Raw genomic sequence first — 13,802 nt, forward strand, 5'->3', positions numbered from 1 at the left:
TGTAAAATAGACATGGACATGAATACTCCTTTGTAATTGGTTTCGACGCCTTAATTATAATGATATGAGTAAGCTCATGTCTATTTTTATACAATAAAATCCCGGTATGCCGGGGTTATTTTGTTATATTCATCTTTCAACCTTTAGTAAAGTAATAAAAGCTAACTGCTGAACAATTTATTAAATCAAAAATGTAGTTAGTTTTTTTATTCAACGTTGACCTTGGGTCAATTTTGAATTAATATATTCGTAAATTAACCGACGGTCAATATTGAAATGGGGAATTATTAAATGGTAAATATTTATTCACAAAACCAAAAGGATGCTAAGCGGCAATCAATTATGGATGCTGCAATTCAACTTTTTAAAAATCAAAGTTTTTCTAACATAACTATGAAAAAAATTGCCGATACAGCTGGCATTTCAAAAGGAACCATCTTTCACTATTTTCAAACTAAGGAAGACCTTTTTATGAGCGTTCTGCTGGAAAACTACTACCAGTTCTTTTCGAATATGATGCTCGAATTAAATGAATATCATCGGATCACCAAAGATGAGTACATAAAAATAATGGTAAATCAAACTTCCACCTTGATCACAAAACATGATGTACTAGTTCGTCTTAACACTATCCGGGGACCTATTTTAGAGGGAAAAGCTAATATGGACGAAACGGTTAAAAAACGTAACCAGCTATATTCTATTAGTAAGAAACTAGGACAATTATTATCTGATAAAACTAGCGGTTTATTAACTCAACAACAATTTAGTCACATTTTAATTATTCAAAGCGGTATTATCAGTGGCTTAATGAACATGGCTTCACTTACTAGATTCAATCACACTGATTTAGGCATCGATTACCCCGACTTTGAAATCAATTTGGAATCTGAAGCTAAACAACAAATGCGTTTTTATTTAACAAAATATTTAGAGGAAATTAAAGATAATGGATAATAAATACATTCGAAACTTTGCAATAATTGCTCACATTGATCACGGCAAGTCTACATTAGCGTATAGAATTATGGAATTGACCGAGACAGTTAGCAAACGAAATTCCCAAGCACAATTATTGGATGACATGACAGTCGAAAAAGATCACGATGTAACTGTAAAAGCGAAGACAGTTCAAAATTATTTTATTTCTAACGACGGTTCAAAGTATGAATACAATTTAATAGATACACCTGGACATGTAGATTTTAACTATGAAGTCTCCAAAAGCCTTGCAGCGTGTGAAGGTGCAATCTTACTAGTCGATGCCACCCAAGGGGTCCAGGCACAAACGGTAGCCAACTATCGAATTGCTAAAAAAAATAATTTGAAAATCATACCAGTAATTAACAAAATAGATATCGCCTCAGCTGATATCGAAAGCACCCAATCACAATTAAATCATTTGGATAAATCATTCAATACTAACAACACTTATTTGATTTCAGCAAAATCCGGGGAAGGCGTAGCCGAATTATTAGAAGCCATCAAAACAGACATCCCTGCTCCACAAGGAAGCAATAATAAACCACTGAAGGCACTCATATTTGATTCTATATATGATAGTTATCAAGGAATAATTGCTTATGTTCGATTAATCGATGGTCATTTACAAAAAGACCAAGATTTGCTTTTAATGCAATCCAACAAATCATTCAAATCAAAAAACATTGGAATTTTTGACCCAAATATGGACGATAAAGACAATCTAAATGCCGGTGAGGTTGGCTTTATAGTCACTGGTCTTAAGGATCCTAAAGCTATCAGAGTTGGCGACACAGTGACCTCTAAACAATCTCCGACTAAAAAAACCGTTAGTGGTTATAGTCTGGCACATCAAATGGTATTTGCTGGTATTTTCCCCAAGAACGACGACTATTCCGTATTAAAGGATGCAATCTTAAAACTCAGTCTGAACGATACTTCTTTTACATTTGTTGAAGAAAATTCTGATGCCTTAGGAATGGGTTATCGTTGTGGCTTTTTAGGCGCCTTCCATCTTCAAATCATTCGTGAACGGCTTAAAGATGAATTTGGTTTGGATGTATTAACTACAGCGCCAAATGTACACTATCAAGTTCACCTAAAAAACGGATCATGGATCAATGTTGATAATCCCATACAATTTCCAGATTTTGGATTAATACAAGAAGTAAAAGAACCATTTATGAAAGGCGAAATCACTGTCCCAAATGATAATCTAAACGACGTCCTAAAATTGATCAATGAACACAAAGGACAGCTGATCGACCTAGGAAATAATGAAGATCTGATTACTATCAATATCAAAATTCCTCTGTCAGAAATCATTTATAATTTTTTCTCAGAATTAAAATCAGTTTCACATGGCTATGCAAACTTGAATGTTACATTTTTAGATTTCGAAGTCAGCGACATTGTCAAAGTTGAAGTAGACATGAACTATAGTCCGGTGGATGCCCTGTCATTCATCGTCCATCGAAGCGATATCAGTGAGATGACACAAAACTTAGTCCACAAATTAAAGTACGTAGTTCCCCGGGAGCTATATCCAATACCCGTCCAAGCTATCGTAGAGGGAAAGTCAGTAGCAAGAGTCGATGTTCCACCACTCAGGAAAAACGTAGCCGTGAACGGAGAAAATCGTAGTACTTCAAAAAAAGCTGCTTTACTTAGACGACAAAGTTTGAATAAGAGAAGATCAGCTAAAAATCAAATAAAACTACCACAAAATGTTTTTAATGCGATTCTAGAGTTGTAATCTACAGACGAATCTATAACTTCATAGTACAAAAAAATCGTTTTGTTGGATGAATATTAAACGAGGTTATTTAAAAGTTATTGTTTCGATAGGTAATGAATCGAACATTAATCGCATAGTCCCTTTATCTTATTTCAATGATGACCATTGATTAGTTGCGACAAAAATTATGAACGCGATAATTGCACTAATTCAAAAAGATTTAGGGTCAAGCTTACTGTTTGAAAGTACCGTTTTTTTTAAGAACGCTTCGAATGTTATAGTTAGATGTATATAACATCAAGTATTCCGAACGCTTGGAATTGTAAACTCTAAGAAGAATTAATTATCTCCAGTAGCAAAAAATTTTTATAAAATATGCTTTAAATTTTAAAAATCAATTAATCAGGAGAAAAAAACAATGAAATTAACACGTAATGAAATTATTCCTAAAAACATTCAATTAGCAGTGACTAAAATAAGCTTTAAAAATAGTGCTAAAAATCAAGCCATGTGGGACAAACTGCTCGACCCACTGAATGAACAAATCAGTACTAACGATACTTTGGAAGACATCCGTAATTCTGAACAGATCAAGGCAACTAAAGCTAGCTATAAAGAATTGGGCAAAGACCCTTCCCGTTTCCGTCCTTCTTCGGATGCGCTTTGGAGACGCGTTGTGAAAGGTAAAGGCTTGTATCAGATCAATGCTTTAGTGGATTTGAACAATTACTTGTCGTTGAAGTATAAGATGCCTTTTGGGAGTTATGATTTAAACAAAGTCAGTGGCGATATTAATTTGACTAAAGGTGAAAGTGGTGCTTCTTATGCTGGGATCGGTAAGTCGGATATTAATATTGAGAATTTGTTGGTGTTGGCTGATGATGATGGGCCTTTTGGCAGTCCTACTTCTGATTCGACTCGCGCTATGATTTCTGATGATACTGTTTCGGGTTTGGTTGTTGGTTATTTGTTTGGGGTTTCTTTGGATGATGCTGCTGAGCTGCAGAAGGGTGTTGTTGATGTTGTTGGGCGGTTTTTGGATGATGCGGTTGTTTTGGAGCAGGATTTGATTTAGGAGGTTTTGGTGTTTGATGTTTGTTGCGGAAGGATGATGGTCGGAGGTTGGTTCCCGGTTCTGGTGAGGTTCCGGGAATTGCGCTGTGGCTTCCTTAGTCGTTCGGTGGCGTAGCCACCACCAAGAACCAGTTGCGCAAGTGCGTTAGCACTTACGTTCCTTTATTTCACACCTGACAGCGAATTCCCTCCACCCCACCAGAACCTAAGTTGGAGCAAAATCCACTTTTTTGTGTGGGTACGGTACTTAGTTTTATAGTGGAAAAATGTTTTAATTAGTTTGGATTTTTCCCCATTCTTATGATTCTTCCTTCGGGTTCTATCTTGTTGATCCCTTTTTGAGGTTATCATCGGTTGCTATTTAAATATATTAAAAAACAGTCACTTGCCTTGTGTTGCACACTTTGGCAAGTGACTGTTTTTTGTTGTTTTTTATTGAAGATTGGAACGTTCTTACTTTAGAATCCAAGCGTTTTTATTTTTTGTACCAAACGGGTTTTGTTTTGTTGCCAAACGTTGCCCGTTTTATAGTGGAAACGAGTTCCGAGACGCAGCGGCCTCCGGTTAACACAGGTGGTCGCGGCACGGCTTTGCCGCGCCTCTGTGCGACCACCTGCGTTAATCCTCAGCAGCTGACCGCGTCTCTCCACTCTCTTTTTTTTATTGATCCATGGACTGTAGTTGATACAACTCATAATACATGCCTTTGTTCTTTATTAGTTCTTCGTGGTTTCCACGTTCTACTATTTTTCCTTTGTTTAAGACTAGGATTTGGTCGGCGTCTTGTATTGTTGATAGTCTGTGGGCTATTGCTATTGTTGTTCGGTCGCTTCTCATTTTGGTTAGGCCTTTTGTTATGGTTTGTTCTGTTTGTGGGTCTATGTTGGCTGTGGCTTCGTCTAGTATTAGTACTTTGGGGTCTTTTACTATGGTTCTGGCGAAGGAGATTAGTTGTCTTTGGCCGGTTGAGAAGCTGCTTCCTCTTTCTACTACTTTGGCGTGGTATTTGCCTGGTAGTTGTTGGAGGAAGTTGTCGGCGTCTACGAATTTGGCTGCTTGTTCTACTCTTTCGTCACTGATCGAGTCGTCGTACATTCTGATGTTTTTGGCGATGTCTCCGTAGAATAAGTATGGTTCTTGCACTACTAGGCCTAATTTTTGCCTTAATTCTTTCATTGAGAAGTCGCGAATGTCTTGGTCGTCGATCAAAATTCTTCCTTCTCCGAATTCGTAAAAACGTAGTAAGACGTTGATGATCGAGCTTTTTCCGCTTCCGGTGTGTCCTACTAAAGCTACTGTTTCGCCTGGTTGGACTACAAAGGAGATGTCTTTTAGGATCGGTTGTCCGGGGACGTAGCTGAAGGTTACGTGTTGAAACTCGATTTTTCCGGCGGTCACTTGGGCCTGAGCACCCGGATGTTGTCTTGGTGCCAAGGTTTGGTCGTCGAACAACTTCATGATCCGATGTCCGGCAACTAGGCCGTCTTGGAAGTAAGACATGTAGTTCATCACATCAGACAAGGGGTTAAAAAAGTTTTGTTGGTAGGAAATGAAAGCATAGATGACACCGGCAGCGACGACGGTGTTCATGCTTTGGATCCCAAAACCGCTCAAGGATACTAGTTCAGCTAAGGTGAACATTAATGAGATCGTTGGATAAAGTAAAAACGAATTCACGTTGATCATCTTGTTGCGCATCCCAAAGTAAGCGCGATTTTTTTCTTCGAACTCGTTGATCATCCGCTTTTGTTGACCAAATTGTTGAATGATACTAATGCCCATCAAGGATTCGTTCAACTTGGTGTTGATCTGACTCAGGTATTCACGCAATCTTTGGTAGATCTTGGAGCTCAAGTGTTGATACAGCCAAACGACGAAATACAGTGCAAATATGAAGGCTGCTGTTGCTAAAGCAAGGACCTTGCTGACGGAGAACATGGCGATAAATGCCGATACCATGGCAAAGGCTGCTACTAAAATGGTCAGGAATAAATTCCAAAAATCGTACAAAGTTTTCGTATCATTAGTCACTCGTGACACGATCGAACCTGCTGGAGTCTTGTCGAAGTAGTCCATCCCCAGCGTGTGCAACTTGTGGAACAAGCTACTGCGGATTTTTTCCAACGTCCGTTCTGCTCCCATCGAGAAGGCAAAATTTTGGACGAAATTGGACGATAGCCTTAATGATCGTTCCGATGAAGTAAACTGTCGCAAAAATCAGCACAATCCTGACACCAGTACTTTGGTGGACGAGAAAATGGTCCATGTAGTATTGCAGCATCCGGGGTAACAATACGTTAATGATACTCAATAAAATCGCGAAAACGATGGCTGTAAAAAATTGCACCTTAAAAAATTTTGCATAGTGGAATAATCTTTTTAAAATCGTCACTTGTTGTTTACGAGTCAGCGACTGAACTTCGGTTTCTTTAGATTTTTCTTTAGCCACGGTCATTCAGCCTCCCCTCGATCTCAGCACTCTTAGCTTGCAAGTTGAAAGTATCTGCATACCAGCCGTGTTGAGCTAATAATTGTTGATGAGTCCCGTGCTCAATGATCGTCCCATTATCAACGACAATGATCTGATCAGCATGTTCCACCGAACTCAAACGACTAGCAGCGATAATAGTCGTCCCATTGCAGCGCTTTTGGGCAATCCGCTGTTCAATATTTCGTTCCGTCTTCGCATCAACGGCCGACAATGAATCGTCCAAGATCAAAAGTTTCGGATCACTCAAAATAGCCCGAGCGATCGCCACCCGTTGCTTTTGACCACCAGAAAGCGAGACACCTAATTCGCCAACTTCAGTGTCATATTTTTCCGGCATATTTTGAATATCAGAAGCTAGATCAGCAATCTCACTAGCTTCCTCCACTTGCGTTTGTGAAGCATCGATATTAGCGAAGCGGATATTGTCACGAATATTAGTCGAGAATAAAAAGTTAGTCTGTTGGACATAGCCAATCTTATCCAAATAAGCATGCAAGTCATATTTACGAACATCGTTATTCCCGACCATAATTTGACCACTATAATGATCAAAATCACGCATCAGCAAACTAATGATCGTCGACTTACCGCCACCAGTAGGACCAACGATCCCCAAAGTCTGCCCTTCCAAAAGCTTAAAATGCACACCGACCAAGGCTTTCGATTCATCATCGGGATAGTGGAAGCCAGAAATATTAAAATCGATATTCCCATCCGGAATTTTTTTCAAAGCATTCGGAGTTTGCACCAAAGAAGATTTTTCATCCAAAAGCTCCATGATCCGATCATAACTAGCAGCACCACGCTCCAAAATATTAAAGAGACTACAAATAGCAAACATCGGCCAAGTAAGCTCTGCCAAGTAAGTAATAAACGAAACTAACTGCCCAATAGTCATCGACTGCCGAACAACCGCGAGACCACCAAAAATAATCGTAACCACATAAGAAAGCCCCATGATCAAAGTAGTCAAAGGATTAAACAAAGCATCAAGGCGATAAGACCGCTTATTAGCAGCAATATTATCATCAACATAAGAATCAAAATCAGCCTCATCCTCATCTTCTTGCCCCAAAGCCTTCAAAACCTTAATACCAACAACACTCTCCTGAGTCTTGTTATTGATATTAGAAAACTCCCCTTGCGACCGCAAAAAAGCATCATGAATCTTATTCCCCAAAACATTAGCCATAACAGCCAACAAAAGCAAAGGAATAACCGCAATCAAAGTAAGCTTCCAACTAACAAACATCCCCATAGCAACAATCATTGACAACCCAGTAATCAAAGAATCAGCCAAAGTCAAAACACCTTGACCAGCAACTTCTCGCACAGCATCAATATCATTAGTAGCATGAGCCATCAAATCCCCAGTCCGCCACTTCTTATAAAAAGTAGTATCCATCTTCATAAAACGAACAAACAACCGACTACGAAGCTCGCGCTCCAAAACAAAAGAACTACCAAAAATCATCTTCTGCCAAGCAAAGCGCAACAAATAACCAGCAATAGCCACAAACAGCAAAACCAGCATATTAGAAAGCAAAAAAGCACCGGAAACCGACTTCTGATTAACAGCATCAACCACATTACCAACAATCTTAGGTGGCACAATATTGCAAATAGCAACCAAAAGCAACGCAAAAACACCCGACAAATACTGGCGCCAGCGTCTCCGGAAAAACCAACTCAAACGCGTAAAAATACCAATAAGCATTCACCCATATAAAAAATTTCATACAGAATAATCTACACCTTCCAGTAGAGTCTAAGTCAAGTAAGGAAGCCCAATAAAAGCACAAAATAAGACAAAAAAACAAAAATCCCCCGCGAAAATGCGAGGGAACCGAGCAAATAAGCAAAAAAAATCAAGGCGAGAGTGCGAGGAACAAGCACGCGAGCCAAGAAAGAGCTTGAAGAAAGAAACCAAAGAAGAGTCTTAAAGAAAGTACATAGCGAAGGGGTTCAAAGAAAGGGATTAAAGGAAGGGATTAAAGGAGAGGGTTTAAAGGGAGGGTTTAAAGGGAGGGTTTAAAGGGAGGGTTTAAAGGGAGGGTTTAAAGGGAGGGTTTAAAGGGAGGGTTTAAAGGGAGGGTTTGAACTTGCTTTTAATCTTACAAACCAAGGTAGAAACTGAGATAGACCGCAAAAACTAGGACGCACAAAAAGTGCCAACTTGATCAAAAAAAATCGGTCCTAATAAAAAAAAGGGGGTGTGTTGCACTATCTAGACGGAGGGGCCCGGGGATACAGATCTCAGCACCTAAATTATTCTTAGCGATTTATCGCTTAGAATAAGACCGAGTTTTGAGATGCCCGAGTGGTCTCCTCGGGTAGCTCAAAATCGTGTCAGGTGCGTTCCAGCGTCTGTATCCCCGGGCCCCGGAGTCGGCAGTGAACCACCAACCAAACTACCACCCCCATCCCCCACAAACCAAACAACCATCAACACACCTAAAATCACAAACACCACCACAAACAAAACGCTTCTCGTCCGCCAAAAACTCTCTCACCTCAAGAAAAAAAGCCTTGCCGCAAACAAGCAGCAAAGCCATCAAACAAACTATAATAAACGCTTCTCGCCTTCCAAATCTCGAATATGCTGCACATCCTGAGTAACCTCAAGACAGCCAAGATACTCACCATCATCATCACGCAAAGCATAATACCGAATATAAACATACTTCTCACCATGCAAATTAATCCAAAACTCGTTCGAATCCGAAGTCCCATCATGAAACTCCTTCAAAATCTCAAGAACCTTATCAACACTCTTAGGAGGATGACAGTTAACCACAGCCCGGCCAATCACAGCCTTAGTCCGCGGAAAAACCCGATCCGGCGAGTTAGAAAACCACTTAACATGGTCAGTAGCATCAACAAAAGTAAGATCAACCGGCAAAACCTTAAAAATAGCCGTCAACTCATCCAAGTTCAATCTCCCAGAATCGAAACGGACATTGATCTCGTCAGTAGGCATCTCCAAGCCAGTCTTCTCATGTTGTGAACGACGTCTGATCCGTTCATGAGCCGACATCTTCTTCTCCGAAGAATCAGCCGCATCAGAATCAGCGACTGGTTCATCATCTTCATGCAAGGAAGGCGTAACGTCAACGATCGGAATATGTTTCTTTGAACTCTTCTTCTTCGTATCCTTAGCCTTCAATCCTTCAGAATCAGCCAATCCTTGAGCCATCTTGTTCAACTCATTAGCGATCTCAGGATTTTTCTTCTTCTTGCCTTCGGCAATCTCTTTATTGGTCGGTTTCCAAGGAAGTGGATCTGGGATCAAAGTGTATCCCATATCTTTTTCATCTTGTTCGACCATGTACCAGTCTTCTGGTGTAGCCACTTCATCAAGCATTGGGATCATGATCTCTTCTTCTTTAAAGATCATTTCCATCGTTTCTTTACAAGCTTTTTCAATGGCTGCTTCGACTTCATACTTATCAGGAACAGGATCAGCCATGACCATATCATAGGCATCCTTGATCCAGCCTCTGATCTCGTCATCAACGCCCCACATCACCTTCGGTGGAGCAGTGATGCCATACTTGTCCATCAATGGGAAGATGCTGTTTTCCTTACGAGTGTAATGCTTGTCGATCGTCATTAGATCTTTCAAAGCTTTTTGCATTCGTGCTAAATATTGGTCGTTGTCACCATCTTGTTGCCATTTTTTCAGGCAAGGTAGTAATTCATCGTTTATCAATGAAGAAAGGACGACATTTTCCAATTTCATCGTCGCTACTGGATGTCCGGGCTTTTCAAAAGCTGGCGTACTTTCGTTTCCAGTGATCGAGCCCTTAAAAACGGCAGCGTGGACATTACATAAGTTTTGAATCTCCATTGGGTTCAACCCGCTGGCGATCAGTTCACGTTCAGCTGAAGTGATCTCCGAAACGTCGACGCTTGAAAATGAGTCATCAAACATCTTCTTAGCTTCGTCGAAGTCTCCACCCTCGTGTAAAAAATTTAAAATCTCAACGATCTTCTTTTGTCGTTGGACACTACTCAAAGTTTTATTTGTCATAATTTTTCAGCTCATAGCCCCTTTCTTCAAAGGCCTGGGCAATCTTATCTAGTGGTATTCCCATGGCTTTTGATCCTTTTTTCAAATTAATGATCTTCCCGACTGTATTGATCATTCCGGGAACTTTGATTTTTGTAAAGCCAATCGAATACATAATATCTACAAAATCTGGATATTGACTTGCCAATGTGTGAATTGGCACTTCAAAATCAATCACTTTTTCACTCATAAGCAAATCTCCTCGTTAAAAATTATCCATGGATGCCTAAGGCAATCTTGGCAAAACGACTCATTTTAGTCATGTCCCAAATTGGATACCAAACTAAGTTGATGTCGCAGCTTTCAACACCGTCGACTGACTCAACAGCTTGATGAATATCGTTGTTGATCATGTCACTTAGTGGACAACCCATTGTAGTTAGAGTCATCGTGACCGTACACTTAGTTCCCTCGATGTCGATACCATAGATCAAGCCTAAATTAACGATGTCGATCCCTAGTTCAGGGTCGATCACGGCTTCAAGAGCATTAGTGATTTCGTCAACTTTTTGTTTCTTTGTTTCTTCATCCATAGTTTTCCCTCTTTCTACTTCACGATCTTGTGTTCGCCAGAAATGTATTCTTTTTGAAGAAGAACTAAACAGATCAAGGCAACAACAGCGATCAAGTAAATTCCGATTTCATAACCACCGGTTGATTGTTTAATGATGCCCAAAACGATTGGTGGGAAGTAACCACCTAAACCACCCATAGCACCAACAAATCCGGTAACGGCACCGGTATTTCCTGATGAAACGAATGGAACCATTTTGAAAATAATACCATTTCCCATACCGACGAGAATAGCAATCAGCACAACGATAGTTGAGAAAATTCCTTGTGTCTTCAAGAAAATTCCTAAGACGATGGCAATTACGATCAAGGCAATAAAGTCATATTTCAATAATGTCATTGGACGGATCTTATCTGATAAGTATCCACCAACAGGACGCAATAACGTACCGATAACAGCGAAGATAGCGGCCCAAATACCGGCATCAACTAATGATTGTGAGAATAACTTCGTCATAAATGTAGGCAACAAGTTACTCATTGACATGAACATACCGAAAGTTAAGAAATAGAACAAGGCCAAGAACCAAGTATCTTTTTCCTTAGCAACTGACAAGGATTTGCCGATCGTAGCTTCCTTGTTCGTCTTTGATTCGGGACAGAACAACATCAAGACGGTAAAAATAATTAATAATGCTACTAACAAGTAGAAAATACCATTCAAATTCATAGTTTTAACTAATCTTGGTAAGAAAAAGGCTGAAAAAGCCGTACCAATGTTACCGACACCAACAATACCTAATACTAGACCTTGTTTTTCGGGTGCGAAAAATCCGGTAACGTAAGAAACACCAATGGCAAATGAAGTACCTGCCATTCCTAATAGTAATGCTGTGAAGATCAACATTCCGTATGAATGCACTCTAGGCATCATTAAGACAGGAATGATCAAGAAAATCATTAAGACGATGTAAGACTTTTTACCGCCCCATCTATCTGTCAAGATACCCATTGGGATTCTCATGATCGATCCTAATAAAATTGGTGTAGCTAATAAGAATGAACGTTGAAACTCGGAAACTTGGACTCCTGCGTTATTCAAAATAACATCAACTAATGGTGCTAAACATAGCCATACCATGAAACAAACCATCATTGACAATGTTCCCATTGTCAAAGCAAGATACGATTTACCTTTGCTTTGCATACTTACATACCCCCATTATTTATTAACACGAAAATAAAATTCTAGCCCCCACTGACAGGTGGGATAATTGCGATTTCGTCGACCGATTCCAGCTTGATGCTTTCATCGTTGGTATATTCTTCGTTGACCGCAACTAATGATTGGTCCAAAACATTGGCATAATCCGGATGTAGCTCTTTGATCTGATCCAATACGTCTTGAGCAACAAATTGATCAGGCAAGTTCAAATCGATCGTCGGACCGATTTTTTCAGCGAGTACCGAAAATAATTTAACTTTCATTCTCCTAGACCTCCCCAGCGAATTTTATCTTTATCGTATTCCTTTTTCCAAATTGGCACAGTCTTCTTCAAGGTGTCAATCAACATTTGACAATTTTCAAATGCTTCGGCACGGTGAGGTGCGGCTACACCAATAAAGACGGCAACTTCTCCAAGTGCTAGCTCACCAACGCGATGGACCATGACTACGTCCATCCCTTTGGCTAATACAATGTCGGCTAACTTGTGCATTTCTTTTTCAGCCATTTTCTTATAAGTCGTGTACTCGATCTTCTCAGTTTCGACTTCATCAGTGAATTGACGGATTGTTCCGATAAAAGTATCGATCCCTCCGTATTCATCGTGCATCAAACTTTCGGTCAGGCCCGCAACGTCAATTGGCTCTTCAACGATCTTGACTATGCTCATTTAATGACCTCCCCATTTAAGATCTTGTGGACCTCTTTCGTTGAAAACTTATGATTGAAAAATCCTTGATAGAAATTCTTGACCTTATTAGTCATGTTAACGTCTTTCATTTCTTCGGGATGGATCTTGCTAGCAGCCCACCACAATTGAAGTGATTCCTCGGCTGAATAGCGATCCCATTGGAAAATCCCGGTCGGATTACCATAAACTTTCTTGTTCTTAACAGCTTTGAGTGATTTAAAACGAGAATCCTTCTTCAAGGCTTTCAAAGCTTTTTTGCTAGTAGTATTACCAACGATGATAATATCGGGATTAGCCTTGATGATCTCTTCAGCAGAAACGTCGATCATATTACCCTTAGCTTTGATGGCATTCTTTCCACCGGCTGTGGTGATCCATTCATTAACGATCGTCTTGCGACCGTCGACTTTCGTGAGATCAGTCTTATTGACGATGTGCAAGACACTCGGTGTTCCGGCTTTGGCAGTTCTGCGTTTTACTTCACGAATGTCGTCGTTGAGCTTTTCATTGTAGGCAGCAGCATTCTTTTTAGCTTTGCCACCTAATATTTTACCAGTTAATGTAACCGTTTTCTTCATTCCTTTAAAATCTTGAAACATTGAGTTGACAGCAGGAATGCCGGCCTTACGGATCGTCTCGATCTGAGCCTTGTCAGCACTGATGACGACATCAGGCTTTTGGGCGATCAATTCTTCCGTATTAACACTTTGGCCATTGAAAGGAACGGCCTGCTTCTTGACCTCAGGATACAAGCGGGTCAAGAGCTTATTATCACGAGTCAATTGCGTCGTGGCAACTAAGTCATCTTCGCCACCAAGCATCAGTAAGATCGGATTGTTGGCGTGCCACAAGTCCGCAACTCGCTTGACTTTCTTCGGTATCTTCACTTTTTTGCCACTGTTATCTTTGACAACGCGCGTGTCCGAAGCAGCTTGTGAACTGCCGAATGAACCTCCAAAAGCTACCAGCAATAATATCGCCAAAAAAGCGACTATTAGAGTCTTTTTCTTTTTCATA

The 13,802-nt window shown here is 40.1% G+C and carries 11 protein-coding genes and 1 pseudogene; 3 read left to right on the forward strand and 9 right to left on the reverse strand.

The genetic code is table 11. The annotated features are described in order from the left end of the window. Positions 1-291 precede the first annotated feature (291 nt). The 3 genes from EKM69_RS06380 (at position 292) to EKM69_RS06390 (ending at position 3,794) form a co-directional block, all read left to right on the forward strand. Positions 292-957: a TetR/AcrR family transcriptional regulator gene (locus tag EKM69_RS06380; RefSeq protein ID WP_125709301.1), complete on the forward strand. Its 666-nt coding sequence runs from the start codon at positions 292-294 to the stop codon at positions 955-957. After that, positions 950-2,737 (forward strand): translation elongation factor 4, encoded by a 1,788-nt coding sequence (gene lepA / locus EKM69_RS06385; protein WP_125709303.1) that lies wholly within the window; start codon positions 950-952, stop codon positions 2,735-2,737. Before EKM69_RS06380 ends, lepA begins: the two co-directional genes overlap by 8 nt. A gap of 400 nt (positions 2,738-3,137) precedes the next feature. Continuing rightward, positions 3,138-3,794, forward strand: a complete 657-nt coding sequence (locus tag EKM69_RS06390; RefSeq protein ID WP_125709306.1) for a B3/B4 domain-containing protein — start codon at positions 3,138-3,140, stop codon at positions 3,792-3,794. Positions 3,795-4,453: 659 nt separating this feature from the next. Here EKM69_RS06390 and EKM69_RS06395 read toward each other — a convergent pair. The 9 genes and pseudogenes from EKM69_RS06395 to EKM69_RS06435 all read right to left on the reverse strand — a co-directional run bounded on the left by EKM69_RS06395 (position 4,454) and on the right by EKM69_RS06435 (position 13,801). After that, a pseudogene (locus tag EKM69_RS06395) lies at positions 4,454-6,242 on the reverse strand (ABC transporter ATP-binding protein). Further along, positions 6,235-7,995, reverse strand: a complete 1,761-nt coding sequence (locus EKM69_RS06400; protein ID WP_125709420.1) for an ABC transporter ATP-binding protein — start codon at positions 7,993-7,995, stop codon at positions 6,235-6,237. Before EKM69_RS06400 ends, EKM69_RS06395 begins: the two are co-directional and overlap by 8 nt. Positions 7,996-8,847: 852 nt before the next feature. After that, positions 8,848-10,317, reverse strand: coding sequence for a DUF438 domain-containing protein (locus EKM69_RS06405; RefSeq protein WP_125709308.1), 1,470 nt, complete (start codon positions 10,315-10,317; stop codon positions 8,848-8,850). Next, on the reverse strand, positions 10,307-10,546 hold the full coding sequence (locus tag EKM69_RS06410) for a DUF1858 domain-containing protein (RefSeq protein WP_125709310.1): 240 nt from the start codon (positions 10,544-10,546) through the stop codon (positions 10,307-10,309). The genes EKM69_RS06405 and EKM69_RS06410 overlap by 11 nt, the downstream gene beginning before the upstream one ends. Before the next feature lie 22 nt (positions 10,547-10,568). After that, positions 10,569-10,889: a metal-sulfur cluster assembly factor gene (locus EKM69_RS06415; RefSeq protein WP_125709312.1), complete on the reverse strand. Its 321-nt coding sequence runs from the start codon at positions 10,887-10,889 to the stop codon at positions 10,569-10,571. Positions 10,890-10,903: 14 nt separating this feature from the next. Then, positions 10,904-12,076 (reverse strand): nitrate/nitrite transporter, encoded by a 1,173-nt coding sequence (locus tag EKM69_RS06420; RefSeq protein WP_125709315.1) that lies wholly within the window; start codon positions 12,074-12,076, stop codon positions 10,904-10,906. A 41-nt stretch (positions 12,077-12,117) separates the two neighbouring features. Then, on the reverse strand, positions 12,118-12,357 hold the full coding sequence (locus tag EKM69_RS06425) for a MoaD/ThiS family protein (protein ID WP_125709318.1): 240 nt from the start codon (positions 12,355-12,357) through the stop codon (positions 12,118-12,120). Then, positions 12,354-12,764 carry a molybdenum cofactor biosynthesis protein MoaE gene (locus tag EKM69_RS06430; RefSeq protein ID WP_125709320.1) on the reverse strand — a complete coding sequence of 137 codons (411 nt, stop codon included), beginning with the start codon at positions 12,762-12,764 and terminating at the stop codon, positions 12,354-12,356. The genes EKM69_RS06425 and EKM69_RS06430 overlap by 4 nt, the downstream gene beginning before the upstream one ends. Continuing rightward, positions 12,761-13,801 carry an ABC transporter substrate-binding protein gene (locus EKM69_RS06435; protein WP_125709322.1) on the reverse strand — a complete coding sequence of 347 codons (1,041 nt, stop codon included), beginning with the start codon at positions 13,799-13,801 and terminating at the stop codon, positions 12,761-12,763. The genes EKM69_RS06430 and EKM69_RS06435 overlap by 4 nt, the downstream gene beginning before the upstream one ends. Position 13,802 lies beyond the last annotated feature (1 nt).

Source organism: Companilactobacillus zhongbaensis, assembly GCF_003946515.1.
Lineage (GTDB): Bacteria > Bacillota > Bacilli > Lactobacillales > Lactobacillaceae > Companilactobacillus > Companilactobacillus zhongbaensis.